Source organism: Steroidobacter sp. (assembly GCF_036406195.1).
Classification (GTDB): Bacteria; Pseudomonadota; Gammaproteobacteria; order Steroidobacterales; family Steroidobacteraceae; genus Steroidobacter.
This window is the reverse complement of the sequence record NZ_DASWVW010000016.1, coordinates 338,242-364,160: the sequence shown is the minus strand read 5'-3', so window position 1 is coordinate 364,160 and position 25,919 is coordinate 338,242. Positions and strand designations below refer to the sequence as shown.

The window sequence follows — 25,919 nt, the reverse complement described above, 5'->3', positions numbered from 1 at the left end:
TGCAATTTGTTGTTTGAAACGCAATAGTTGGCGTTATATGGGCACCCTTGAGGTATATCGCGTACAATCTTGGTTACTTAGCACTATTATGGTGCATAGAATCCACGCAGGCTGCACCTATGGCACAGGCAGTTGATCGGGCGTACGCGATGGTGCGGGACGGAATTGTCCGCGGCAGTTATGGCTCGTCCTCGCGCATCACCGAGCAGGAGATCGCGGATTCACTGGGCGTCAGTCGCACGCCGGTGCGAGAGGCACTGCGCCGTCTTCAGGCGGAAGGATTTCTCAAAGTACTGCCGAACGTCGGCGCCGTCGTCACGCCATGGACCGACGCAGACACACGCAACGTCTTCGAGCTGCGCGCTCTGCTCGAACCCTATGGCGCATCGAGTGCCTGCGAGCACATCACTCGCGAAGGGATCACGCAGCTGCGCCGTCTGGCCGAGGAGCAGTATCACGAGTCCGCCACGCGCGCGGAGGGTTACATCGAGCGAATTGGCAAATTGAACAGCGCATTCCATCAAACGCTACAGGATTTCTCGGGCAACTCGCGCCTCGCCGCGCTGCTGCCCGCGCTCCTCGAAGTACCGATGATGCTCAAGACGTTCAACAGGTACGAGCCACAGCACCTGCTGCGGAGTGCTTCACATCACCTCGAAATCGTGAGCGCACTCGAAGCGCGCGATCCGCAATGGGCTGCCTCCGTCATGCGATCACACATATTCGCCGCGCAAGCAGCATTGCGCGGCAGTCCGGAATCGCGCGGTCCCACCGGCGTGTAGCTCCCTGCCTGCTGCTTTCTTCCTCGCTCTGCCCTGCTCAGCAGGGATACGCGACGCCCTCCCTTACGCCCCTGCAGCTGTGCGCCAGGGCAAGCGGCCCCTTGATCGATACATTTAACGTATCGATATAGAATTAATCATATATTTTACGTCGGGATCGCCGCCGGCTATCGTTGCCTCCTCCGTGGCCAGCTCGGAACCCGCTCGTGGGACCGGTGCTGCCAGGTCCGTCATGTAGATAGGAGTAGGTCTGTGTCCAACTATGCAAACACCGCGGATCAAGCCGGGGCGGTCATCGCCCAGAATGGTCCGAGCTGGAGCGCTATCAGCCCAGAATATGTCGCGCGGATGCGTCTGCAGAACCGTTTCAAAACGGGTCTGGATATCGCGCGCTATACCGCGAAGCTCATGCGTGAGGACATGGCCGCCTATGACAAGGATGCCAGCCAGTACACCCAATCGCTGGGCTGCTGGCATGGCTTCATCGGTCAGCAGAAGCTGATCGCCATCAAGAAGCACCACGGCTCGACCAAGCGTCGCTACCTGTACCTGTCCGGCTGGATGGTCGCCGCGTTGCGCTCGGAATTCGGCCCGCTGCCGGATCAGTCGATGCACGAAAAAACAGCCGTCTCGTCGCTGATCGAGGAGCTGTACACCTTCCTGCGCCAGGCGGATGCCCGTGAGCTCGGCGGTCTGTTTCGGGAGCTCGACGCGGCGCGCAGCGCGAAAGATGCGGCCAGGGAAAAGCAGGTGCTGAGCCGCATCGACAATTTCGAAACTCACGTGGTGCCGATCATCGCGGACATCGATGCGGGCTTCGGCAACGCCGAAGCAACCTACCTGCTGGCCAAGAAAATGATCGAAGCGGGCGCCTGCTGCATTCAGATCGAGAACCAGGTGTCGGATGAAAAGCAGTGCGGCCATCAGGACGGCAAGGTCACCGTGCCGCACGAAGACTTTCTCGCCAAGATTCGCGCCGTGCGCTACGCGTTCATGGAGCTGGGCGTGGATGACGGCGTCATCGTTGCTCGCACGGATTCCCTGGGTGCCGGCCTGACCAAACAGATTGCCTACACGCGCGAGCCCGGCGACCTGGGCGATCAGTACAACAGCTTCCTGGATTGCGAAGAGGTGACGCCGGACACCATGAAAAATGGCGACGTCATCATCAATCGCGGTGGCAAGCTGCTACGCCCCAAGCGCCTGCCCAGCAACCTGTTCCAGTTCCGCAGCGGCACCGGCGAAGATCGCTGCGTGCTCGACTGCATCACCAGCCTGCAACACGGCGCCGACCTGCTGTGGATCGAGACCGAGAAGCCCCACATCGGCCAGATCAAGGGCATGGTGGATCGCATTCGCGCGGTCGTGCCGAATGCCAAGCTGGTTTACAACAACAGCCCGTCGTTCAACTGGACGCTGAATTTCCGTCAGCAGGTCTTCGATGCCTGGAGCAAGGACGGCATCGATGTCTCGGCCTACGACCGCACCAAGCTCATGAGCGCCGACTACGACGGCACCGAGCTGGCGAAGGAAGCCGATCGCCGCATTCAAAGCTTCCAGCGCGATGCGTCCCGCGATGCCGGCATTTTCCATCACCTGATCACGTTGCCGACCTATCACACGGCTGCATTGTCCACGGACAATCTGGCCAAGGGCTATTTCGGCGAAGACGGCATGCTGGCTTACGTTGCCGGTGTCCAGCGCAAGGAAATTCGCGAGGGCATTGCCTGCGTCAAGCACCAGAACATGTCCGGCTCGGACATCGGCGATGACCACAAGGAGTACTTCGCTGGCGAAGCGGCCCTCAAGGCGGGCGGCATCCACAACACGATGAATCAGTTCTGAGCTGCTGATCGCAGTGACTTCGATACGGCGGCCCGAGGAGCAATCCTCGGGCCGCTTGCTTATGAAGCGATGACCGGATGCAGACAAACTGGCCGACCCTGCTGGGTCTCTGTCGTTAACTATTTGATTTATCGAAATTTCGCCTGACAACGCAGCGACTGATCGCGGCTGCAGTCGAATATCGGCTCGAGCCCGCGACAACCCACCCCTCTGCCGTTCGTCTACTCGGGTACCGGCGCACTGCATTCGTGCCCTGCCCCCGGCCTCTGTCACAATAGCCACTCACTGCCGCGGACACTCGCCTGCGGCAACAGTCAATTTTCAAGAGCAAGCAAGACGATGACTCGAGGTCGACTGATCGCATTGGAGGGGATTGACGGAAGCGGCAAAGGGACTCAGAGCCAGCTTCTGGTCGATGCGCTTACGAAGGCTGGCATCGCCACCGAGCTGTTTCGGTTTCCGCAATATGAAACGTCGTTCTTTGGGGCGGAGGTCGGACGCTATCTGCACGGCGACTATGGCAACTTGTCCGAAGTGAACCCCAAGTTCTCGGCACTTCTATATGCGCTCGATCGGTTTGAGGCACGCGACAAACTGGCCGCCGCACTGGCCGCGGGCAAGACCGTGATATGCGATCGCTACACCCCCTCGAACGTCGCGCACCAAAGCGCCAGGGTTGCCCCCGCGGACCGCGCCAGCCTGGCCCAGTGGATACAACATGTCGAGTATGAGATTTTTCGACTCCCCAAGCCGGATATCGTGTTCCTTCTCGACTCCTCGGTTGCTTCATCGCAATCGCTGGTCAAATTAAAGGAAAAGCGCTCCTATACCGATAAGACCCATGACCTCCAGGAGGAATCCAAGGATCACCTGCAGGCCGCCTTGGAACAGTTCCGGTCTCTCGCTACGACAGCGGCGAATTGGAAAGTCATTCACTGCATCGGTGCGGACGGGATACTGCGCACGCCCGCAGATATTCACGAGGAATTACTAGCCTTTGTTCATGCAAAGACCCCATGAGGACCTGTTCATAAGCGGCGACCGCTCTCGCCTGTTCTTGAACCTCGAGCTTGGTTGCAGTTCCTCTTGCAGCTACTGCTACCTTCCCACGGAAGGGTTGCAACTCGGAAAACGGCCCGTCTCGAGCACAGCCCGCTCACCTGAAGACATATTGGATCAGCTCGAGGCGGATGGTCGGTTCGTCAGGGGGCGTGATGGCACCGTCCTTTCGATCGGCTGTTTCTCGGAGTGCTGGGACTCGGCAACACGCCCGAAGACCATCCGATTGATCCAGAGCCTGCTGGCGTTCGACAATTGGATTCAATTCGCGACCAAGCGGGAAATTCGCCAAGACGATCTACTTCCTATCATCGAGAGTCCGGATTGGCGGCGGCAGGTCGTAGCTTATTTGAGCTCGGCCACCATAACTCAATGGGTGAAGTTCGAACGCGGCACGACACCTCCGGAACGACGCTTCAAGTCATTCTTGGCTTGCGAAGCATCAGGCATCCGTTCCTGTCTGTACGTGAAGCCGGTGCTGCCGGGAGTTACCATCCTGGATGCAGGTTTGTACGGTTCCCTGATGCGCAGCCACGGCATCGATGCAGTGGTGGGTGACATATTCGTACCTGGCGGCGGTTCAAGCGAACCCTCATCGCCAATTTCTCAACGCCTCCAGGTGTCCGAGCACGCGGATGCAAACTCGATGCGCTCCGCACTTGCAGAATATGGGCGGGTCTTTGCAAACAGCACGGCGCACCTTCTGCAAGAATGAAGGGCATCATGGAACTACGATTCCCGGCGCCGGTCGCGGCTTCGTCGCGGGTACGAGCACTGAGAAGTCTCATCTACTGACCGAACCTTGGACCTCAGAGAAATGACCATCGACTTCAACAATATGTTTGGCGTACTGATCAGCGGCGCCATCCTGTGTCTGCTGTCATTTTCCAGTTTGATCTTCATTCTGGATGCGGTTGGCTTGCTCCCTCCATGGGCCGCAAAGTGGTTCGCCCGGAATCGTCTCGACGCCACGCTTCGGGCCCTAAAAAGCCTTGGAGTCAAGGTGACCTGGGATGCCGACAAGCCATCCACCCCGAACGGGTTCATGCGCAGGATCCGTTCGGCACTAGGCGAGGAACCGGAGTACAAGAGCCGCCTGAAGGAGATGCTGATACAACACACCTTGAATGCGAAAATCGACGTAGGTCAGCGCCGGACCTTTGCCGCCGAAGCCTTCATTGATGTGATTGGCAGCACGACCGACCCCGAGGTGGCACGGCAGTACGCCAGGATCCTGTTCACCCATCTCGAGGCTGAAGAATTGCTTGCCTTTGATTTTGTAGCCACTCCGAAAGAGGGTGCGCCCTTGCTGGGTTACGAGTTTGCGGTCCTTGCCCGCAAACCACTGGTGCTCGGGGTTTGCGACAAAGGGAACGATCCCACCGGCAATAATCGCAGCCACCTGATACTCGACTATCCCTTGCACATGTCGCTCAAGAATCGGACCGGAATCCTCATAGACGACAGCACCACGGGAGGCAGAAAGATGTTGGAGTTGGCCCAGGCGCTGCGTGCAGAGGGCGCCACCGTGAACAATGCCGCTGTTCTGTTCGAGCCCATCGGCAAGGGCGCCAGACAGCTGCTTCAGGCCAATCAGATCGAGCTCAACGCGATCGTACCTGGGCCGCAGGGCCGCATGTAGCCGACAAGCGGCAGTCGTCAAAGCGCTCAAAGAGCAACTGAACGTCCGCAGCGCCCATCACCGCCGTCGCGGCAACCAGAACTCCAATCGCGCCCCCTTCCCGGGCTGCCCATCGATCGTGATTTCGCCCTCGTGCCGATGAACGATCCGCTGCATGATGCACAAACCGACGCCGTTGCCTTCGTAGCCATCCTGACCATGCAGGCGCTCGAACACCCGGAACAATTTGCCGCCGTGCGCGGGGTCGAAGCCGATGCCATTGTCCTCGATGCAATAGCGCACCACCTTGTCATCCTCGCGCCCGGTGATACGAACCTCCGGGGAGACGGCATCGCGAGTGAACTTCACGGCGTTCGACAACGCATTGGCCCATACCTGTCGTAACAGCCCACGGTCGCCGTAGGTAGGCGGCAGCGATTGGAGATGCAGCGCAGGCGACTCTGGCACGCCCGTGATGGCGACAGCCCAGGCCTCTTTCGCGAGCTCCGTCATATCGATTTGTTCGTGCGCGAGTCCGACGCGCGTCAGTCCCGACAGCCGCAGATAATCATCGACCATCGTCGACATGTGCATCGCCTGAGTCGTCACGACTTGCAGCAGCCGCTGCCCCTCGCCCGACAGGCCGCTGCTGTGCTCGCTCACGATCCGGCTGGCAAAGGCATTGATTGCACGCAACGGAGCACGCAGGTCGTGAGCGATGCTATGCGCGAACGAGCTCATATCGTCGTTCAGCGCCTCGAGCTGCGCGGTGCGCAGGCGAACCTTTTCCTCCAGCTGGCCATTCAACTGTCGAATCTGCTGCTCGTGCATCTTGCGCACGCTGGCGTCGCGAAACACGATGACCAGGCCCGTCATGCGGCCGCTCTCATCGCGGATCGGCGCGACGGAATCATCGATCGACGTGGTGCTGCCGTCACGCCGGGTAAGCGTCGCCTCGTCGATATTCAGCACGATGCCTTCCCGCATGGCCTGCTCGATGATACTGGCGAACGTCGCTCCCGACGTGAGACGTATATTGAACACCTCGGTGGCCGGCTTGCCGATGGCATCCGCCTGCGTCCACCCGGACAGCCGCTCGGCGACCGGATTGAAGAAGCTCACGCGCAGCTCACTGTCGATCGTGATGACTGCATCGCCGATGCTGTTCATGGTCGCGGCCAGCCAGCGCTCCATCTTGGCCAGCTTCTGCTCGGCCCGGCGGCGGCGGACGGCGGTTTCGAGAGTGGCCGCCAGCGAGCGCTTGTCGAAAGGCTTTACGATGTAGCCGAATGGCTCGGTGGAGGTCGCATCCTTGAGCGTTGCCGAGTCCGCATGCGCCGTCAGGAATACCACCGGCACATCGAAATCGGTGCGGAAGCGTCGCGCCACATCGATACCGGTGAGATTTCCTTTGATGTGGATGTCCACCACCGCGAGGTCCGGTCTGACGACGCTGACATATGAAAAGGCGTCGGCCGCGTTGTCGACGACGCCGCCTACATCGTAGCCGAGTTGTCTCAGCCGCATGGACAACTCTTCCGCGACCAGGCTCTCGTCCTCGACCACGAGTATGCTCGGCGCCGTCATTGCTCCTGCCCTCGATCGATTGGAAAAGTGATTGATATGGTCGCGCCCGGCCCGCTGCCAACCGCCAGCCGCGCATCCAGCTGCTTCGCCAGATTGCGCACGATGGTCATGCCCAGCGTCTTACCGGTACGAAAACTGTCCGCCTGAACGCCGCCGACCCCGTCGTCGGCCACTTCTATGCACACCTCGTCGTTGCCGCAGCGGCGCACGGCAACCCGCAGCAGACCGGAGCTGCGGCCTTTGAAGGCGTGCTTCAGCGAGTTCGTCATCAACTCGTTCATGATCAAGCTCGCCGGCACGGCGCGCTCGATGTCGATCGCGATGGGCTCCACGTTGAACTCGGCCCGGATCAAGGGACCGACCCCTTCGCTGATCAGCATCGTCGCGATCTCGCGCGCCAGCTCGCCAAGCTCGATACGCTGCAGATCCTTCGCGCCGTACAGCTTCTCGTGCACCAGTGCCATGCTCATGACTCGCTGGCGACAGTCCTCCAGCGGAGCTTGAGCCTGCTCCGTGGCTTGGTCGGCCTGCAGCGCCAGCATGCTCGCCACCACCTGCAGATTGTTCTTGACGCGATGGTGGATTTCCTTCAGCAGCAGTTCCTTCTCCTGTAGTGACTCGCGCAGTCGCTGCTCAGTCTCGCGACGAAGCGTGATGTCGCGCACGGCCGCGACGGTATAGCGGCTGCCCAGGAAGCTCACCGGGCTCAACGCAATCTCTACTGGAATCTGCGTGCCGTCGCGCCGCTGGGCGAGAAGCTCCCGGCCCTCGCCCATGAACCGCGCGCTCGGCGCGACCAAAAACTCCTCGCGAAGTGCGGCATGCGACTGGCGTATATTCATGGGCATCAGCAGCTCCACCGACTCACCGAGCAGTTCCTCGCGTGTGTAGCCGAACTGCTTTTCGGTCATGTCGTTGACCAGCACGACGCACCCGTGCGCGTCGACGATCAGCATCGCGTCCGGAGCCGCCCGCAGAATTCCTCGCATCATTTCTTCGGAGCGGGCGCTCGCCGCCAATGCACCGGCCAGCCGGTGACGGGAATGCAATGCCCACGCCATCAGAATCGAGAGCACGGAACCGATCAGGATCGTCAGCTCCGGCGTCATCGAGTCGGGCGTGTCGGCGAGATGCTGAAACAGGGCGCCGCCGAGCGATCCAGTGCACGCAAGCCCCCAAATGAGCGCCGCCCACGGCGCCCAGTGCGGCAGCAGCTTATCTTCGGGACGGAATGCAAGAACGCCGAGCGCGCCGGCCGCGACAACCAGCGCTCCAGCGGCATGCATGGCAACGCCGGCCAAGGCGCCCCACAGGTAGGCCGCCGGCGTCTGTGTCGCGTAGCCAATCAGGGCGGTGACCGAGATGCCGGACACTAGGGAGGCAATGAGCCCGACCAGCGTCGAACGAGCCTTCGATTGCGGGAAGCTGATGATGAACAGTCCGACACCGCAGGCGGCAAGCAGCGGGGCCGTGACAGGCGACATCCGCCCCGGCACAGAACCGGGCTCGACGATGTACGCTCGTACGAATACCTCATCGATGTGCAGGTCGATCTGCAGAAGGTATTGAGCAACCGAGGCGGCGCCGATCACGAACACGAATAGCGCACAAGCCCGTGCCGAGCGGCGCGCTCCATGCACCAGCAATACGACGCCCGCGCCGATTACCCCCAATCCCACGGCGGCATTGAACTTCAGCGGCACCCAGTTCGGCCGCAACTGGATCAGCGTGGTGTCGCCGATGGCCCAGCCGAGGCAAACCACGATTCCCAACGCGAGCAGTGAGAACCCCGCGAGGTCCACTATTATTGTTCTTAGTAAGCGGTTGCCCGCAGTTTGATCTGGCTGCGACGACAACTCGCGTTCGAATGAGCCCACCCGTCCCCCGGATTACGCACTTCGACTTGGTTTGCTGCGATCCGGCCCGAGACCAGGGAACGCCTCCCGGCTGGCAAGCCTATGCCAGTCGTGGTGCGCTGCGTATGGGATATCTCCTGAACTGCTCCCGGGGACTTCCCTATTGATCTTGCAAGGGATGAGGAGTCAGGGGCCGGCTAAAGCGGCAGGCCGACGTAGTTCTCGGCCAGGGCCCGCTGAGCGGCGCTCGAGTTGAACAGATACTCCAGCTCGCTACCGTGAATCCGTCCGCAAAACGGATCTTCATCGGGGAACCGGTGCAGCAGCGAGGTCATCCACCAGGAGAAGCGCACTGACTGCCATACCCGCCGAAGTGCCCGCTGCGAATACTGATCGAGCGCCGCGCGCGAGCCGTTCTTATAGTAACTGTTGAATGACTCATACAAATAGAACACATCGCTGGCCGCAAGGTTGAGTCCCTTGGCGCCGGTCGGCGGCACGATGTGCGCGGCATCCCCGGCGAGGAACAACTGGCCGTAGCGCATGGGCTCGGCCACAAAGCTGCGCAGCGGCGCGATGCTTTTTTCCAGCACATTTCCCGTGACCATGCGAGCGGCCACGTCTGCCCCGATGCGCTGCTGGAATTCGTTCCAGAAGCGCTCGTCGCTCCATTGCTCGACCTTGTCGTCGAGCGAGCACTGCACGTAACAGCGCACCCGGGTCGCCGAGCGCATGCTCGCCAACGCAAAGCCCCGTTCGGAGTCGGCATAGATCAGCTCGTCCCACGCCGGCGGCACGTCGGCCAGCACGCCGAGCCAGCCGAATGGATAGCTGCGCTCGAAAACCGACAGAGCCTCGGCAGGAATGGAGCGTCGACTCACCCCGTGATAGCCGTCGCAGCCGGCGATGAAGTCGCAATCCAACCGCTGCTTGCTGCCCTCGTGAACGAACGTCACCCCGGGCCGCGCGGCAGTGACATCGTGCAGTTCGACTGATTCCACTTCGTAAATGGTCGGCGCGCCGCTGGCGGCACGAGCATCCATCAAATCACGTGTGACTTCGGTCTGGCCATAGACGGTAACGGCTTTGCCGGCCAGATCCGTCAGCGGGATGCGCAGCCGTTGGCCGTTGGCCGCGAGCTCGACGCCGCCGTGGATCAAAGCCTGCGAGTGCAATCGCTCGGCGACTCCGGCCAGATCGAGAATGTCGACCGTGCCCTGCTCGAGCACGCCGGCACGGATACGCCCCAACACATATTCCGGCGTGCGCTGTTCGAGGATGACGGCCTCGATCCCCGCTTTGTGCAAGAGTTGGCCGAGCAGCAGCCCCGCCGGGCCCGCCCCGATGATCGCAACCTGTGTCCGCATACCCACCCCCCGAAGACACGGACAAGATGCCGCGCCGGGCCCTCGGGTGACGATGGAGAAATGACACGACTTCTTGGACATTTCCCAACCCACCGAGACCCGGCACGGGATAGCATGGTCAGGGGTGGTTTGGGAGCGCACCGTGGCGCGACGCGAGATTCCTCAATACTTTCTCTATGGCGAGGCGACGCACGACGTCGACGAGCGCTTCCTGCACGTCGAATCCATCGCCGAGCGCAGCCGCCTGCACGATTGGAAAATCCGGCCGCACGCGCACCAGGACCTGCATCACTTCCTGCTGGTCACTCGCGGTGGCGGGACCTTCTACGCCGAAGGCGACTTGAAACGATTCAACAAAAACACGCTGCTGTCGGTACCGCTGGCCTGTGTGCACGGCTTCGATTTCAAGCCCACAACGAATGGCTGGATCCTCACCGCCTCTGGCGCCTTGATCGAGCGCATCGCTGATCAGCATGCCGAGTTGCGGCCCGTGCTGACGGAGCCTGACGCCATAGCACTGCAATCGGATACCACTGCGATGCTGGTGACGAACTTCGCGTCACTGATGCAAGAGTTCCGCAGCAACCTGCCAGGGCGACGGACCGTAGCCGAAGCGTTATTGATGAGCATTCTGGTTGCAGCACTCCGGCGCAAGCTGCAGCTGCGGCCCGACAAGCAGCGCAGGACAGGCGCCGACTCTGTGCTTGCCGCCAAGTACCGGGCGCTGATCGAAGCAAACTTCCGCGCCCCGATGCAGGTCGCCGACTATGCCAAGCGCCTGTGCGTCAGCTCTGAACGGCTGCGGCAAGCGTGCGTCCGAAGCACGGCCAGCTCACCGCTCGCCCTGCTCAACGCGCGCCGACTGCTGGAAGCCAAGCGCTCGCTGCTCTATACCGGCATGAGCGTCGGCTTGATCGCCGAAGCGTGCGGGTTTGCCGATCCGGCGTACTTCTCCCGCTTCTTCACCCAGCGAACCGGCATGTCGCCGAAGGCCTATAGGACCCGACAGAAACGAACGGGTGGGCAGGAAAGCTGAACCCCACTTGCGACGACCGTGCCTGGCTGGACGGATGTCGCAACGCAGCAGCTGCCGTCAGGAAACATTCGGCCAAGGACATCGAAAGTATTCCTTGGAAATATTGCTTGCGTCTCCGAGCCGGCCGGCTTACCCCCCGATCATCATGACGAAAATCACATTGTTGAATGATTTTTCTCAAGGTAGCTGCCGCAATGCCGTAAGACATATTGCGTAGGACACGGGAACTGGCCAACGGTTCTGGGGTGGGTCACTGTGCATTGGCATGCACCGTGGCTCTGTCAACAGAAAAAGAAGTGCCGAGTGAGTGTGGCGAGCCATGCGAGACAACGGACCCGTTACCAACGAAGAATACATCCTTCCTCCGGGAGAGGTGATCATCACCCGCACCGATACACGGGGATGCATCGTCTACGCCAACCAGGCCTTCCTGGACAGCAGTCAGTTCTCGCTCGAGGAATGCCTCGGTCAGCCCCAGAACATCGTGCGGCACCCGGACATGCCGCCGGCTGCATTCGAGGACCTGTGGCGTACCATCCGTGCAGGCAAGGCATGGACCGCGCTGGTCAAGAATCGTCGCAAGTACGGCGGCTTCTACTGGGTCCGTGCCAACGTGACGCCGATGCTCGAAGGCGGACGCATCGTCGGCTACATGTCGGTACGCGTCAAACCCAGCACCCAGGAAATTGCCGAGGCGGCCGCGCTATATAACAACATGCGATTGGGCAGAGCGGCGCATATCCGCCTGCGCGAAGGTGAGGTTCTCGACACGCGAATTCTAGGACGCCTCAAGTCGGCTACGCGCATTTCGATCGCGACCGGCTCGTACCTGATCTCCCTGGGATTGGTCACGGCGATCTGCGCAACCGCGAGTCTCTCAGCATGGGGTGGTCAGTACGCCGAGCTTGCATGGCTGCCGGCCATAGCGGCCTGCCTGCTCACCATGGGCAATGCCTCGTACGTCGCCCGCACCATCTCCAAGCCATTGCGTGACGCTTGCGACACCGCAGTGAAAATCATCGGCGGCGAGATCAACAGCCTTTTCGCCCCCAGCAGCGATCACGAAACCAATCGGGTCATCCGGCTGATGAACCAGATGAACGCCAAGCTGATCGGCGTGCTGAAAGACACACGCATGGGCGTGGGCGCCGTGATCGACGGCGCCAACCAGATCGCGCATGCCAACGAAGAGCTCTCCAGGCGCGCCAGCAGTCACGCGTCCGGACTCGAGGAAACGGCGAAATCGATGTCAGAGCTGACCGCCACCGTTCAAGAGAATGCGAACAATGCCACGCAAGCCAACCAGCTCACCCAGCGGGCTTCGCAAGTGACACAGCGCGGGCGAGATGTGGTGCAGCAGGTCGTAGATACCATGCAAGACATTGCGGTGGCATCGCGCCGGATCGGAGACATTCTGAGCATCATCGATTCCATTGCCTTTCAGACCAACCTGCTCGCGTTGAATGCCGCCGTGGAAGCCGCAAGAGCCGGTGATAACGGCCGCGGGTTCGCGGTCGTGGCGCAGGAAGTGCGTGCACTTGCGCAGCGCTCGGCCACGGCATCGAAGGAAATAAAAGTGCTGATCGACGACTCTCTGCAACGTGTCGAGAGCGGCTCGCGCCTGGCCGCGGACGCCGGCACGACGATGGAGGAAGTAGTCACATCGGTGCAGCGGGTCAGCGACATCATGGGAGAAATGATGTCCGCCAGCCGCGAGCAATCGGCCGGTATCGGGCAGGTCAACGTCGCAGTTGCCGACATGGACCGGCTCACTCAGGAAGACGCTGCGCTGGCCCAGCAAGTGATCGAGATTGCCGCCGCACTCAAGCAGCAGTCGAGTCGCGCACTGGAGGCGATTTCCGCGTTCAATCTCCATCAGGCTTCGCCCGCGGCTCAGCCTATGCTTGCGGAACCACCCATGCGCCTCGAAACTGCGGCATGAGGTGAATGTCCGGCCGGGTCGGCTGTGCCGCAATCACTCGAATAGAGTGAATAAACGAACCTGTATACCCGATGTGCGATCATGGCTCTCAGGGCGGCCCAGGGGGTGGCGGCCTCTGGAGATTTCATGCGTTCATTTGACGATGATTCTCGACGCCACACGCAGCGTCGTCCCGCGACATCGAAGCTGGCGCTGCTGAGCGCGGCACTTGCGCTGATCACCAGCGGCTGCTCGAAGGAGAACGTCAGCACCGCCAGCAAGCCAACGCAGCCCGCGCAGGTCAATCATGAGCGCCTGCTGCAAACGGACCAGCATCCGGGAGACTGGATGGCCGTTGGTCGCGACTACGGCGAGCAACGCTTCAGTCCATTGACCCAGATCAATGACGGCAATGTCGGCCGGCTCGGACTGGCCTGGTACTACGACCTCAGCACCCACCGCGGCGTCGAAGGTACGCCACTGGCCATCGATGGCGTGCTTTACACGACCAGCTCCTGGAACATCACGATCGCTCTCGATGGCGCCACCGGCAAAGAGTTGTGGCGCTTCGATCCGGAAGTCGACCGCCAGCGCGGCGCGGTCGCCTGTTGCGATGTCGTGAGCCGCGGCCTCGCCGCATGGAACGGCAAGATCATCATCGCCACCATCGATGGCCGCCTGATCGCACTCGATGCAGCGACCGGCAAACCGGTCTGGTCGCAGGAAACATTCGACAAGAGCTGGGCCTACTCGATCACCGGCGCGCCGCGCGTATTCGATGGCAAAGTGCTGATCGGCAATGGCGGCGCCGACTACGGCGCACGTGGCTATGTCACCGCTTACGATGCCGAGACGGGCCAGCAGCTGTGGCGCTTCTTCACCGTTCCCGGCGATCCGAAGCTCGGCTTCGAATCGCCCGCGATGGAAATGGCCGCGAAGACCTGGACCGGTGAGTGGTGGAAGCTCGGCGGCGGCGGCACCGTGTGGGATTCGATCGTCTACGACCCGGAGCTGGATCTCATATATATAGGCACCGGCAACGGCTCGCCGTGGGTGCAGGCGTATCGCAGCCCGGGCGGTGGCGACAATTTGTTCCTCGCGTCGATCGTCGCGCTGCGCGCCGACACCGGCGAATACGTGTGGCACTACCAGCAAGTCCCTGGCGAGCAGTGGGACTACACAGCCACGCAGCCGATGATTCTGGCCAACCTGAAAATCGACGGCGCGGAACGCAAGGTGCTGATGCAGGCACCGAAGAACGGCTTTTTCTATGTGCTCGATCGCATCACCGGCGAGCTCATCTCGGCCGAGAAATATGTGCCCAACGAATGGGCCTCGCATATCGACCTGAAGACTGGCCGCCCCGCGATCAAGCCTCACTCGTTCTACACTGACGAGCCGGTGTTGCTGACGCCTGGTGCGGCCGGCGGACACAACTGGAATCCGATGGCGTACAGCCCGCTCACGGGGCTTGCCTATTTTCCAGTGCAGGAAACCTGGCTGGTGTACTCGCGCGATCCGGCGTTCGACGTGAACAAACCACGGCAGCTGCGCAACACCAACGGTTGGGGCGGGCCGATGAACGAGAAGCGCCGGGAGCTGCTGAAGCTCGCGGCCCAACGTGAGAAAGGCTGGCTCACCGCATGGGATCCAGTCACGCAGAAAGAAAAGTGGCGCGTGGAGTATGGTCGGCCAGGCAACGGCGGCGTGCTCGCAACGGCCGGGAACCTGGTCGTGCAGGGCAGTCTCGTCGGCATGAAGCTGGTGATCTATCGCGCCGACAACGGCGACAAGCTCTGGGAAATGCCGGTGCAGAACGTGCCGATTGCCGGCCCCATCACCTACACCGTGAATGGCGAACAGTACATTGCCGTGAATGCGGGCTGGGGCGGCGGCGCAGCGATGCGCGAGTTTCGCGCCGGCAGGAACATGCATCGCTCCGATGCGCGCCTGCTCGCGTTCAAGTTGGACGCCAAACTCGAGCTCCCTCCTCTGCCCCCCGCAACACCGATCGCAGCACCGCCGCCACCCACGGCCACTGCAGATCAAGTCCGGCTCGGCGGCCAGCTTTACCAGGCGCATTGCTCCAACTGTCATGGACAGCAGGCGGTCGCCGGCGGCGTGATCCGCGACCTGCGCCACATGGCACCCGGAACCCACCAGATCTTCAAAGACATCGTGCTACGCGGCGCTTACATCGGCATGGGCATGGGAAACTTCTCGGAGTCGCTGAGCGAAGCCGATGCCGACGCCATCCACGCTTATCTGATCATGCGTGCGAACGAGGACTGGCCGGAGACTCAGCGGCGCAACGAGCGGATTTTGGAAAGTAGCAGCGAGTAAGGCCAACTCGCACTCCAACAGATGTGCGAACAAGGCTTGGGCGTTGCTGCCCGCCTCGGCCCTGCCGACGTGCCAGCTCGGTGGGTGCAGTGAACGATGTCAATCCAAGTGATTCGCGCGGATCAGCACCTTGCCGCGTGCGTGCCCGGTAGCCACTTTCTCCAGCGCCGCACGCACCTCCTCCAGCGCGAAGCTCGAATCGACGACGACCTGCAGCTGACCCGCCTCGAACATCTTCATGGCTTCCGGAAGCGCAGCGGTCGCACTCTTGAAGAACACGAACTCGCCCGTCTTGCCGTCTTGCCCCTGGATCGCGAAATCCGCCAGCGTGGCAATGCGCCCGCCGGGCCGCAGCACCGCCCACGACTTCTCCAATGTCTCGCCGCCGATCGTGTCCAGCACCAGCTCGATGCCGCTCAGGTGCGAGAAGCCTTGCACGCGATAGTCGATCGCTTCGTGCGCGCCCAGCTCCTTCACGAGATCGAGATTCGCAGCAGATGCGGTGGCAATGACGTGCGCTCCCGCACGACGGGCCAGTTGGATGGCGAAGCTGCCAACGCCGCCCGCGCCGGCATGAATGAGCACCCGCTGTCCGGATTGCAAACCTCCGACATCGAACAGCGCCTGCCACGCCGTGCCAAACGCCGTCGGTAGCGCTGCTGCCTGCTCGAAGCTCATATTCGCAGCAGGAGCGCACAAATCCACCGCTGGAATCACCACGCCTTGGGCAAACGCGCCACCGCGGACCGGCGAGCTCCGGCCGACAACGCGGTCACCCATCTTTACATTCGTGACTTGATTGCCAATGGCCGCAACCACTCCGCTGAAGTCCGTGCCCACTGCATACGGAAACTCGACCGGAAAGACCTGCTGCATGTAGCTAGCGACGATCTTCACATCCAAAGGATTGACGCTCGCCGCCGCGACCCGGACCAGCACTTCGTGAGGCTGAAGCAAAGGTTCATCCGCGTTGCCGAGAGTCACCTGCTCCGGTCCGCCAAAGGCATGAATGAGGGCTGTCTTCATGATGTGTCTCGAGCTTCAGGAGTGCGACGCAGGGAACTGGCCGATCTGCTGGAACCCCTGGATGGCGAAATTCTGGACTCCCCGTACAATCGATCCAACAAATATGACGAATGAGTGGATATTCACAGCATGGATTTTCATGGCATCGATCTGAACCTGCTGGTCGCGTTCGACGCGCTGGTGAGCGAACGAAACGTGACGCGCGCCGCTGCCCGTGTCGGGATCAGCCAGCCGGCGATGAGCGCCGCGCTGTCGCGGCTACGCAAGCTGTTCGGCGATCCATTGTTTCTGCGCAGCGCCGCTGGCTTGGTGCCCACGCCTCGCGCGAGGGATATGGCCGAGCCGCTGTCTCGGGCCCTTCGCCAGATAGAGCACACTCTGGTAAAGAAGCCGGAGTTCGTGCCGGCAGAGGCATCGCAGACCTTCACCATCGGCCTGTCCGACTACCCTGCTTTCGTACTGCTGCCTGCGCTGCTGGAAGCGCTCGGGCAAAAGGCGCCCGGCGCATCGTTGAGCGTGCATGCCTTCACTGATCGCGACCACGCAGTGGATTTACTGGATGCTGGAACGATCGATGCGGCGGTCGGCGTGCCGCCGATGCATATGGACGGCCGGATCTTCACCCGCCCCATCCTCAGAGATGAATTCGTCACCGTCATCGCCAGCAATCATCCCGCGGCCAGACGTGGCTTGAACATGAAAACGTGGCTGGCGTTGCCGCACGTACTCGTCTCTCCTGAAGGAGAACGATACGGCTTGGTGGATCAGGCCCTCGCGCGAACGGGCAAGCGACGCTCGCTGGCGTTGACGCTCCCACAAATGTTCGCCGTTCCGGCGATCATTGCCCGGACGCGGATGACGGCCACCCTCATGAAACGGGTGGCGCTGAATTCACCCGCCAGCCGGAAGCTGGTGATGCTGCCGCCACCGATCGAGCTGCCCGAAGTCGTGTTCGATCTGATCTGGCATCGACGCGGCAACTCGCACCCGGCACAACAATGGTTCCGGGAGCTGATCGCGTCGGTTGCCGCATCTCTGTGAGGACCTGTCGCGGGCTCAGCGATGCCAGTCGGCTGACAAGCTCAATTGTGCAGTGTCTCTTCCGTGTCGATCTCCGCCAGCGTTTCCGCGGGATACCGTGCGCCGCTGACCGTGTCTTCGTTGATCAGCTGTTCCAGCTTGTCGATCGTGTCGGTCGATAGCCGAACCTTTGACGCAGCGATGTCCTCTTCGAGATGAGCGATCGACGTCGTACCGACGATCGGCAGCACAAATGGTGCCTTCGCCAGCAGCCAGGCGATGGACAGCTGCGCTGCCGTGCAGCCTGCCTCCCAGGCAATTCGATTGAGCTGATCGAGCAATTGGCGATTGCGCCCGAAGTGCGGCGGGTTGAAGCGCGGCATGGTGCGGCGAATGTCCTTCTCCACGAAATCCCGCGGGTCCGGGATGCCATTCGCCAGGAACCCACGCCCTAACGGCGAGAAAGCGACGAGCGCGACGCCAAGCTCGCGGCAAGTGGTGAGCAGAGCAATCTCCGGGTTGCGCGTCCACAGAGAGTATTCGCTCTGGACAGCTGCGATCGGATGCACGCCATGCGCCGTGCGCAGCGTTTGAGCGGAGACTTCCGATAGGCCAATGGAGCGAATGTGCCCTTCACGAACCAGATCGGCGAGCGCACCGACGCTATCCTCGATCGGCACACGCTTGTCCCAGCGATGCAGGTAATACAGATCGATGACGTCGGTGCGCAGGCGCCGCAGGGATTCCTTGCAGGTCTGCTTCAACGTCTCGGGCCGGCCGTCGATGACGCGCTTGCCGTCGACACCGGTCATGCCGCATTTGCTGGCCAGGAACAGTCGCTGGCGAACGGTGTGCAGAGTGTCGCCGATCAGTTCCTCATTGCGCCCGAAACCGTACAGCGCCGCAGTGTCGAAATGATCGATGCCAAGATCCAGCGCCGCATGGAAGAGCTGCCTGGCCTGGGCCGGCTCCAGCGGAATGCCATAGGCATGGCTGACATTCATGCAACCGAGCCCGATCTCGGACACGGATCGATCGGCAAGGATGCGCTGGTTCGGGCGGCTCACGGGCTCCTGCATCGGCTGGCTCCAGTTGATCAGCAGGGCTGATACTGTACTGGCGTCGAGCTGCCGCATCAAACTGGATGCGCCGGTGCCTCGACCCGGCCTCGCGCTCCGGCCTCCCGAACGAGCAATCGATCGATCACGAGTAAGCCGGCGTGCGAACGAAGCGGCTGCGATGCGCTTCGAGCCGAACAGCTAGAACTTGAAGCGCGCCCCCATCGCGTAAAAGCGGCCGATGCGGTCATAGAAAGCCGAGGAGGCATAACTCGGCGCGGTGATGGAGTTGGGCGTCAGCGGCGGTGTCCGGTTGAACACATTGTCGATGACCGCGTAGATCTCGAAGTTCTCGTTCAAGTTGACGCTACCGTTGAGATCTACATAGGTGCGGCTGCTGATGGTGTTGCTGTCGATATCGACACCCTCGATCCATGCAGCGTTGCGAATTCCACCGTCGATATATCGAGCCTGCGCGCCGACTGCGAACCGATCGGTGCGGTACGCTGTGCTCAGGGTCGCGCGCCATTCCGGCGCGCCGCTCGCTGGCCCCAGCGCGCTGCTCGTTCCCACCTGCCCCGCATAGTCGACCGTGTCGCCGTCGTTGGTGACCGAAAGCTCATCGACGTGGGTGACGAGGCCGCGCAGGCTGAAATCTCCGGCCCCGAGCGGCACGGTGTAGACCGCTTCGACATCAAAGCCCGAGGTCTTCACCCGAGCGGCGTTGATCAACGTCGCCTCGACACGCATGATGACATCACCATCGAAGGTGATTGCCGGGCAGAGGTTCGACTGTCCGCGCCGCAAGCAGCCATCGACGATCTGCTGGCCACTCAGCGCCGTGATCGCATCCTCGATCTCGATGTTGTAGTAGTCGAATGACAGGCGCAGCCCGCTCATCCAGGAAGGTGAAAACACCGCGCCGATCGTGAACGCATCGCCGATCTCCGGAGTCAGGGTCGGATTGCCGCCGGAGAGTTGCAGCGTGGAGCGCGACAGATTGGTGAGCGGATTGGTGATGGTGTTGATGAATTGATTCTGACCGGAGAACAGCTCGTTGATGTTCGCGGCGCGAATGTCGCGCGATAGCGTGGTGCGAAAGCGCAGATCCTCCACGGGAGCGTAGTTCACGCCGAGCTTCCATGTCTCCACCTGACCGCTGGTCGAGTAGTCCGTGAAGCGCGCCGCGGCGTTCAGCTCCAGCAGATCCGCGAACGCCGCCTTATCCAGCAGCGGCACGACCGCTTCGGCATAAACTTCGGCCACGTCCAAGCTGCCATTCAGGCCCTTCGGATTGACTGTCTTCCAGCCCGACGCTTGCGACAGCTCATCGTTGTTCGCCTCGATTTTCTCGTCGCGATATTCGGCGCCGAACGCGACTGCCACCGGCCCTGCCCAAGTGCTGAAGGGCGAGCCTTCCAAGTTCGCGGCCACGACTGTCTGGGTTTGTTCCGAGCGCAGCCACGCCACGCCCTTGTAGTAGTCCAGCGCCGCCTGGCTGATGGAGCCCGCGCCGAACACATTGATGGGCACGCAATCGCGAATGTTGCGGCGTGGGTCGTCGGCATCCGTAGCGTTGGGATTGTTCAGGAGCGCGCGGCAGGTGGGGTCGCCCGTCGAGGGATCGATCACCGAATCCAATCCCAGCAGCCAGCGCTGCTCATCACGATTGTTGCCGTCCTCGCGATAGTACGTCGTGCGGCTGTACTGCACGAACGCATCCCATTTCCAGCTCCCCGGCAGGTGGCCCTCGAAGCCGAGGCCATAGCGCTCGACTTCGTTCTCGACGGTGTTCGTGAACGCACCATCCTCTCCGGCGATACGCCCCATGCGGAACGAGTCTGCGTCGTTCGCAATCAGGATGTCTCGAATCTGCTGCGGCAAGAATGCGTTGTCCCGCTGGATGACGAGCGTGCCGTTGTCGGTGGCCGTGGTGCCGTCGGAGAAAATATCGGCGCGCGAGATCAGCGCGTCGGCATAGACCGTCAGATCGGGCGAAATCGCGAACGATGCGCGCCCGAATCCGGAACGGCGCTCGATCTCGGGCGCGATGTTCGATGTCGCTGACAGCGTGCCGCCATCGCCACCGGTCATGTACACGCCGCCGATATTCGTTCCGAACTCGTATGGCATCACCACTCCGCCCGGTCCGAACTGGAGATTGCGCAGCGCTGCAATACTGTTGCGCGCGGTGACGCCGCCGAATGTCATTTGAGTAAAGCGTGCGTCGGGTGAAATGATCTGGCGCGGCTCGCCGGGCTGACCGAACCTTGGATTCGTGAGGATGGCGTAATCCCCTCTCGCCCACGGTCGTGTGTTTTGTGCCAGCTGACCGAGGTTCTCGAAATAGTCGAGCGAGCCGAGCAGGCGCAGGCGGCCGTCCATGAACGCGCCGCCCATCGACAGCGACGCGCCCGTGGTCTCGTTGTCGTCATAGGTCGATTGTCCGTACTGCACATCGCCTTTGATGCCTTCGAACTCGGTATCCAGAACGATGTTCACCACGCCGGACACTGCGTCCGAACCATAGGCTGCCGAAGCGCCGCCCGTGACAATCTCGGCACGGCTGATCAGAGCCGCCGGAATCACATTGACGTCCACACCACCGGTGGGATCCGTAGCGGCGAAGCGGCGCCCGTTGAGCATGACAAGTGTGCGATTCGGGCCCAGCGCGCGCAGATCGAGGTTGGCTGCACCGATCGGCTGACTCGTTTGTCCGGTGTTCTGCACCGGTTTGAGCGCCGGAATGTCGTACATCACATCGGCGAAATTGCGCACGCCGCGCTCGGCCAATTCAGCCATGCCGAGGGTGGTCACGGGCGTCGGCGTGTTGAAACCGGAGATGCGCGTGCCTGTGACGACGACTTCCGTCAGTACCGGCTCCGCCTCCACGCTTTGCGCTCTTGCGGACATTGCTGACGCGAGCGCTCCCGCGGCGAGCAGGGCTGCAACACATGTTGCGGAAAAATCCGTTCGGAAACTGGGGCGGCTGATCTCGTTCGTCGTATTCACAGATTTCCCTGCGCACGCAACGCGCGCACGAATCCCTTGACTCTTCATAAGTCTCATCCCCCACCTGAGTCAGTGATCGTTATTGAACAGAAGGTGACACGGCACGATGCGGCAATCCAATGCTTTCTAGAATTACTTTCGATAGCGGGATGTGATCAATGCCCCGCTCGCCCGGATGAACAGGGTCGCTCTCGCTGACTCATGTCTGATAGCCTCGCGCCCATGCGAGCACGCATTCGTCCTGCATCTTTCGCCGCCATCCTTTTCGCTCTCACCCTTGCGAGCGGCGCGCATCCGCCACAAGCACGCGACGAGGACACGTTGCGGGTCGTCGGGCGGCCGGACGTGATGGAGATGGGTCCTGTTTTCTATGCGACCGAAGTGCTGTTGCCGCGCCAGACGAAGCTGCGACCCGGCGGCGTTCCAAATCTCTTCAAGGACGACGCGCCGGATGCGCAATCGATCGATCGATTCGATCCCTTCCCCGGTGCGGCCGATGTTGCCGGGCAAGCGGAAACGCAGGCCCTGCGCATTTCGGTCGAGAATCCCGACCTGCGCATCATCATGACCGTGGCGGAAGGCATCTATCGAATCGTCGGACGGCGCTCGGCGGGAATCGCCACGCTGGCCGATCTCGCCGGTAAACGCATCGGTGTGTTCGAGAACACGTCGGCCGCCTATTTCTTGCACCGTATGCTGGGCAGTATCGATCTCGGCGAAACCGACGTTGTCATTGTTCCACTACGGCCACGTGAAATGACGCCAGCCATCCTGGCCGGCAAAGTCGACGCTATCGCCATCTGGGAGCCGGAGAGTGAACGCGCCTTCGCAGCGCTCGGTGCGGATGCGATCGAATTCCAGAACCCACGCATCTACCGCGAGCTCTTCAACCTCAACACCACGGCGCAGGCGCTCGCCGATTCAGACAAGCGGGTGCAGATCGTTCGCTTGCTGCGTGCTCTGATCGATGCCGCTCGACGAAGTGAAACTGCGCCTCAGGAGATTTGGCCCCTGGTGGCCGCACGCAGCGGCTATCCCCTGGATCTCGTCGCCGCGAGTTGGCCGCATCATCGGTTCCCAGCCGCGTTGCCAGACGATCTGCTCGACGTGCTGGTCGCTCAGGAACAATGGCTCGCCGCCCAAGCCGGCCGCCCTGCCCGCTCACGCGAAGTCCTGGCGAATCTCATCGATCCCAGCGTGCTCGCCGAAGCGTCTGAAAGCTTCGATCCCAGGTAGACGCTGCGACCCCGGAGCGCCGAGAACGTCACGGTGATCCGCAACCCGAGCCAGGCCCACATGGAAATCGTCATCAAGCAGGGCGAGAAGATCGACCGCTACCAGAGCGCGGTGAAATCGGCGGCGGCGAAGGGCACGAGGCCGGCATCGCCTGCCGCATGAAAGACGGCTCGATGGTCTACGTGCCGGGAGCAGCCGCGCCGTGATCGGGACCGACCCGTGCAGGCTGGCGGCTTGCTTTCGGAGAGCCGGGCTGCGAGCTGGCCGCATTCATGATCTCCGGCAGATCGGTGTCGCGACCGATCTGCGGGAAGCGCGAATGCTCCATGCGACGGATGGCGCCATGCATCCACGCCAGCGCGGTCGCCACCAGGACGAACAGCAGCATGAAGCAGCTGGTCCACACACCGGTCAGATCGTTCATCGCGCCGAACGCGATGGGCAGGACGAAGCCGCCCAGACCACCGATCATGCCGACGACACCACCCACCGCGCCAACGTGCTGTGGATAGTAGACAGGGATATGTTTGTAGACCGCGGCCTTGCCCAGCGACATGAAGAAGCCGAGCACGAACACCAGCACCGTGAACGGCACCACGCCAATGGCAAGATGGAACGCGATGTCGCCCTCAATGCCCTTGATGACGTACCGCGTGTCAGGATATGCGAGCAGGAACGTGCAGATCACCGATGCGCCGAACGTCCAATACATCACTGCCCGCGCGCCGAGGCGATCTGACATCCAGCCGCCGACGATGCGGAATATGCTGGCCGGAATCGAATATGCGGCGGCGATGATGCCCGCGGTCTTCACGTCCATGCCGTAAGCACCGACCAGATAGCGCGGCAGCCACAGCGCCAGTGCCACGAAGCCGCCGAACACGAAGAAGTAGTACAGCGAGAAACGCCACACCTGCATGTTCTTCAACGGCGCCATCTGCTCGCTGAACGGCATGGCGCGCACGCCGGCACGGCGGCGCTCCGCCAGCGACGGATCATCCTGGCTGAGCAGGTAGAACAACACGGCCATCACGGCGAGGCCCACCGCCCAGAGCTTGGCGACCGTGATCCACCCGGCAGCCACCATCACCATCGGCGCCAGCAACTTGGTTACCGCGGCGCCGATGTTGCCGGCGCCGAAGATGCCCAGCGCCGTGCCCTGCTTGTCAGCGGGAAACCACTTGGAAACATACGCCACGCCCACCGAGAACGAGCCGCCGGCCACGCCGACGAACAGCGCGGCCGCCAGAAACTCGGGATAGGTAGTGGCATAAGTCAGCAGCCACGTGCCGATCGCGCCAAACAGCATGACCCACGTCAGCACCACGCGGCCGCCGAGCTGGTCGGCCCAGACTCCGAGGAAGATGCGCAACAGCGATCCGCTCAGCACCGGCGTCGCGATCAACAGGCCGAAGCGCGTGTCGCTCAGGCCGAGCTGTTGTTTGATCTGGATGCCGATGATGGAGAAGATCATCCACACCGCGAAGCAGGCGGTGAATGCGATCGTGCTGAGCCACAACGCTCGCTGCTGCTGGCCGCTGGAAACGCTGGAGATGTTCTGCATGATGGCTGATCTTGTATGTCAGGTGAGGAAAACTCCGGCGCTTCGTGCGGCCCGCCTCATGTAGCCGCCGCCTCGATTTCGTCCAGACCCCGCACGCCATAGCGGTCGCGCAGCAGTATCAGGAAGCGCTGTATGTCCAGCTGTCGCACTTGCAGCTCGAGGCGGTTCGCGATCTGCTCGCGCACCTGTGCGAAATCCAGCGGCTCGCCCGGCACGATCTCGTCGATGCTGACGACGTGATAGCCCCAGCGCGATTCCACCGGGAACGCCGCCAAGCCGACCTGCAGACGAAACACCTGCCGATCGAACTCCGGCACCGTTCGCCCCCGCTCCAGCAATCCCAGCTCGCCGCCGTCGCTTTTCGAAGGGCAATCCGAGTGGCGTGCCGCAAGATCGGCGAACGACCAGGGCGCGCGGCGCAGCTCGGCGATCAACTGTTCGCCGAGCGTGCGAGCCCGCAGCCTCGCAGCGACGTCATCTGCCGGCGCAGCCAGCAGAATGTGACGAATGCGCAGGCGATCGGGCGATCGAAAATGGGCTCGGTTGTGCTCGTAGTAGCGCCGGCATTCGTCTTCGTCCGGCACGCGGCTGCCGACTTCGCGTTCCAGCAACTGACGAATGCACGCTTCCTCGCGGGATTCCTGGCCGATGGGCTCGATGGACTCCGACAATCCCAACCGAGCCGCTTCCAGGGACAGCAGCTCGCGAATCACCAATGCTCGCGCCGCATCGGCTCGTGCCTGCTGCGGCCGAACCGCGCGGTGATACTGCATTTCGCGCGCGATGTCTGCCTCGCTGATCGCCGTATCGCCGACGAACAGATGGCACGGTGCCGGCTGTCCGAGGGATGATTCATGCACGGCTGCGTTCATCGGTCAGCCAGCCTCTCGTCACTCATCACAACCGCAGCCTGCCGGCGACGCACGACCTGGTACGGACGCCACAAGTAACTCACCGGGATGCTCCAGATATGCACCAGGCGCGTGAACGGCGCGATCAGGAACAGCGTCATGCCGAGCAGCACGTGCGCCTTGTAGACCCAGTGCACACCAACCATGAATTCGGCGGCACCGCCTCGGAACGTGACGATGTGCTGCGCCCATTCGGCCAGCGCGACCATCACGCCACCGTCCATGTGATGGCGAGACACGGCGATGCTGTAAAGGCCAAGCACCAACTGCGCGAACAAGAGCACCAGCACCATCGTATCGCCGCGGGTCCCGGTGGCGCGCACGCGCGGATTGGTCAATCGCCGCACCAGCAGGATGACGATGCCGACGAAACACATGGCACCGAACACGCCGCCCACCGACATCGCCAGCAACTGCTTCTGCGCAGGAGTGATGAAGGACTCGTACACCGAATGCGGCGTGAGCAAGCCAACCAGGTGGCCGCCGAGAATCGCCAGTACGCCGACATGGAACATGTTGCTGCCCACGCGCATGCCCCGATCCGACAGCAGCTGGCTGGAACCGGTGCGCCACGTGTACATGGAGCGGTCGTAACGAATCCAGCTGCCGATCAGGCACACCGCCAGCGCGATGTAGGGATAGATCTGAAAAGCGAACAGATGCAGGTGACTCATG

General features: G+C 62.0%; 20 protein-coding genes. 11 read left to right on the top strand and 9 right to left on the bottom strand.

Annotated features, from left to right (window positions below; genetic code table 11):
* Positions 1-119 precede the first annotated feature (119 nt).
* The 5 genes from VGE08_RS06990 to VGE08_RS06970 all read left to right on the top strand — a co-directional run bounded on the left by VGE08_RS06990 (position 120) and on the right by VGE08_RS06970 (position 5,328).
* Positions 120-782: a GntR family transcriptional regulator gene (locus VGE08_RS06990; protein ID WP_331067136.1), complete on the top strand. Its 663-nt coding sequence runs from the start codon at positions 120-122 to the stop codon at positions 780-782.
* 252 nt (positions 783-1,034) lie between these two features.
* Positions 1,035-2,627, top strand: a complete 1,593-nt coding sequence (locus tag VGE08_RS06985; RefSeq protein ID WP_331067135.1) for an isocitrate lyase — start codon at positions 1,035-1,037, stop codon at positions 2,625-2,627.
* 339 nt (positions 2,628-2,966) lie between these two features.
* A complete protein-coding gene (locus tag VGE08_RS06980; protein WP_331067134.1) occupies positions 2,967-3,647 on the top strand; it encodes a hypothetical protein in 681 nt (226 codons plus the stop codon).
* 151 nt (positions 3,648-3,798) lie between these two features.
* Positions 3,799-4,401: a hypothetical protein gene (locus VGE08_RS06975; RefSeq protein WP_331067133.1), complete on the top strand. Its 603-nt coding sequence runs from the start codon at positions 3,799-3,801 to the stop codon at positions 4,399-4,401.
* Positions 4,402-4,503: 102 nt separating this feature from the next.
* Entirely contained in the window at positions 4,504-5,328 is an 825-nt protein-coding gene (locus VGE08_RS06970; RefSeq protein WP_331067132.1) for a hypothetical protein, read from the top strand.
* 57 nt (positions 5,329-5,385) lie between these two features.
* Here the strand turns inward: VGE08_RS06970 and VGE08_RS06965 are convergent, their stop codons facing one another.
* The 3 genes from VGE08_RS06965 to pobA form a co-directional block, all read right to left on the bottom strand.
* Entirely contained in the window at positions 5,386-6,894 is a 1,509-nt protein-coding gene (locus VGE08_RS06965; protein ID WP_331067131.1) for a sensor histidine kinase, read from the bottom strand.
* Positions 6,891-8,696 (bottom strand): PAS domain S-box protein, encoded by a 1,806-nt coding sequence (locus VGE08_RS06960; protein WP_331067130.1) that lies wholly within the window; start codon positions 8,694-8,696, stop codon positions 6,891-6,893. The genes VGE08_RS06965 and VGE08_RS06960 overlap by 4 nt, the downstream gene beginning before the upstream one ends.
* Before the next feature lie 251 nt (positions 8,697-8,947).
* Positions 8,948-10,117 (bottom strand): 4-hydroxybenzoate 3-monooxygenase, encoded by a 1,170-nt coding sequence (gene pobA / locus VGE08_RS06955; protein WP_331067129.1) that lies wholly within the window; start codon positions 10,115-10,117, stop codon positions 8,948-8,950.
* A 142-nt stretch (positions 10,118-10,259) separates the two neighbouring features.
* Between pobA and VGE08_RS06950 the strand changes: the two genes are divergently transcribed.
* The 3 genes from VGE08_RS06950 to VGE08_RS06940 all read left to right on the top strand — a co-directional run bounded on the left by VGE08_RS06950 (position 10,260) and on the right by VGE08_RS06940 (position 15,417).
* Entirely contained in the window at positions 10,260-11,153 is an 894-nt protein-coding gene (locus VGE08_RS06950) for a helix-turn-helix domain-containing protein (RefSeq protein ID WP_331067128.1), read from the top strand.
* A 319-nt stretch (positions 11,154-11,472) separates the two neighbouring features.
* Positions 11,473-13,095 carry a methyl-accepting chemotaxis protein gene (locus VGE08_RS06945; protein ID WP_331067127.1) on the top strand — a complete coding sequence of 541 codons (1,623 nt, stop codon included), beginning with the start codon at positions 11,473-11,475 and terminating at the stop codon, positions 13,093-13,095.
* Positions 13,096-13,221: 126 nt separating this feature from the next.
* The gene (locus tag VGE08_RS06940) at positions 13,222-15,417 is read left to right on the top strand and encodes a PQQ-dependent dehydrogenase, methanol/ethanol family (RefSeq protein ID WP_331067126.1); all 2,196 of its coding nucleotides are present in this window, start codon (positions 13,222-13,224) and stop codon (positions 15,415-15,417) included.
* A gap of 99 nt (positions 15,418-15,516) precedes the next feature.
* Here VGE08_RS06940 and VGE08_RS06935 read toward each other — a convergent pair whose 3' ends face one another.
* On the bottom strand, positions 15,517-16,443 hold the full coding sequence (locus VGE08_RS06935) for an NADP-dependent oxidoreductase (RefSeq protein WP_331067125.1): 927 nt from the start codon (positions 16,441-16,443) through the stop codon (positions 15,517-15,519).
* Between the two features lie 129 nt (positions 16,444-16,572).
* On the opposite strand from VGE08_RS06935, the gene VGE08_RS06930 reads away from it, so the two are divergent.
* On the top strand, positions 16,573-17,484 hold the full coding sequence (locus VGE08_RS06930; protein ID WP_349258651.1) for a LysR family transcriptional regulator: 912 nt from the start codon (positions 16,573-16,575) through the stop codon (positions 17,482-17,484).
* 41 nt (positions 17,485-17,525) lie between these two features.
* Here the strand turns inward: VGE08_RS06930 and VGE08_RS06925 are convergent, their stop codons facing one another.
* A complete protein-coding gene (locus VGE08_RS06925; RefSeq protein ID WP_331067123.1) occupies positions 17,526-18,530 on the bottom strand; it encodes an aldo/keto reductase in 1,005 nt (334 codons plus the stop codon).
* A 192-nt stretch (positions 18,531-18,722) separates the two neighbouring features.
* Entirely contained in the window at positions 18,723-21,434 is a 2,712-nt protein-coding gene (locus tag VGE08_RS06920) for a TonB-dependent receptor domain-containing protein (RefSeq protein WP_331067122.1), read from the bottom strand.
* A gap of 300 nt (positions 21,435-21,734) precedes the next feature.
* Between VGE08_RS06920 and VGE08_RS06915 the strand changes: the two genes are divergently transcribed.
* Both VGE08_RS06915 and VGE08_RS26310 read left to right on the top strand, forming a co-directional pair.
* Positions 21,735-22,769, top strand: coding sequence for an ABC transporter substrate-binding protein (locus VGE08_RS06915; protein WP_331067121.1), 1,035 nt, complete (start codon positions 21,735-21,737; stop codon positions 22,767-22,769).
* A 60-nt stretch (positions 22,770-22,829) separates the two neighbouring features.
* Positions 22,830-22,931, top strand: coding sequence for a hypothetical protein (locus VGE08_RS26310; RefSeq protein ID WP_349258640.1), 102 nt, complete (start codon positions 22,830-22,832; stop codon positions 22,929-22,931).
* A gap of 16 nt (positions 22,932-22,947) precedes the next feature.
* Here the strand turns inward: VGE08_RS26310 and VGE08_RS06905 are convergent, their stop codons facing one another.
* From VGE08_RS06905 to narI, 3 genes are read right to left on the bottom strand one after another with little or no spacing between them, the layout of a single operon-like run.
* Positions 22,948-24,333 carry an MFS transporter gene (locus tag VGE08_RS06905; protein ID WP_331067120.1) on the bottom strand — a complete coding sequence of 462 codons (1,386 nt, stop codon included), beginning with the start codon at positions 24,331-24,333 and terminating at the stop codon, positions 22,948-22,950.
* Between the two features lie 56 nt (positions 24,334-24,389).
* Entirely contained in the window at positions 24,390-25,193 is an 804-nt protein-coding gene (locus tag VGE08_RS06900) for a peptidylprolyl isomerase (RefSeq protein WP_331067119.1), read from the bottom strand.
* An 8-nt stretch (positions 25,194-25,201) separates the two neighbouring features.
* Positions 25,202-25,918, bottom strand: coding sequence for a respiratory nitrate reductase subunit gamma (gene narI / locus VGE08_RS06895; protein WP_331067118.1), 717 nt, complete (start codon positions 25,916-25,918; stop codon positions 25,202-25,204).
* Between the last annotated feature and the right edge of the window lies 1 nt (position 25,919).

Coding starts and splice junctions, on each gene's coding strand:
- VGE08_RS06990 (WP_331067136.1), top strand. CDS start 120: ATGGCACAGGCAGTTGATCGGGCGTACGCGATGGTGCGGGACGGAATT.
- VGE08_RS06940 (WP_331067126.1), top strand. CDS start 13,222: ATGCGTTCATTTGACGATGATTCTCGACGCCACACGCAGCGTCGTCCC.
- VGE08_RS06980 (WP_331067134.1), top strand. CDS start 2,967: ATGACTCGAGGTCGACTGATCGCATTGGAGGGGATTGACGGAAGCGGC.
- pobA (WP_331067129.1), bottom strand. CDS start 10,117: ATGCGGACACAGGTTGCGATCATCGGGGCGGGCCCGGCGGGGCTGCTG.
- VGE08_RS06905 (WP_331067120.1), bottom strand. CDS start 24,333: ATGCAGAACATCTCCAGCGTTTCCAGCGGCCAGCAGCAGCGAGCGTTG.
- narI (WP_331067118.1), bottom strand. CDS start 25,918: ATGAGTCACCTGCATCTGTTCGCTTTTCAGATCTATCCCTACATCGCG.
- VGE08_RS26310 (WP_349258640.1), top strand. CDS start 22,830: ATGGAAATCGTCATCAAGCAGGGCGAGAAGATCGACCGCTACCAGAGC.
- VGE08_RS06965 (WP_331067131.1), bottom strand. CDS start 6,894: ATGACGGCGCCGAGCATACTCGTGGTCGAGGACGAGAGCCTGGTCGCG.
- VGE08_RS06915 (WP_331067121.1), top strand. CDS start 21,735: ATGTCTGATAGCCTCGCGCCCATGCGAGCACGCATTCGTCCTGCATCT.
- VGE08_RS06920 (WP_331067122.1), bottom strand. CDS start 21,434: ATGTCCGCAAGAGCGCAAAGCGTGGAGGCGGAGCCGGTACTGACGGAA.
- VGE08_RS06945 (WP_331067127.1), top strand. CDS start 11,473: ATGCGAGACAACGGACCCGTTACCAACGAAGAATACATCCTTCCTCCG.
- VGE08_RS06970 (WP_331067132.1), top strand. CDS start 4,504: ATGACCATCGACTTCAACAATATGTTTGGCGTACTGATCAGCGGCGCC.
- VGE08_RS06935 (WP_331067125.1), bottom strand. CDS start 16,443: ATGAAGACAGCCCTCATTCATGCCTTTGGCGGACCGGAGCAGGTGACT.
- VGE08_RS06930 (WP_349258651.1), top strand. CDS start 16,573: ATGGATTTTCATGGCATCGATCTGAACCTGCTGGTCGCGTTCGACGCG.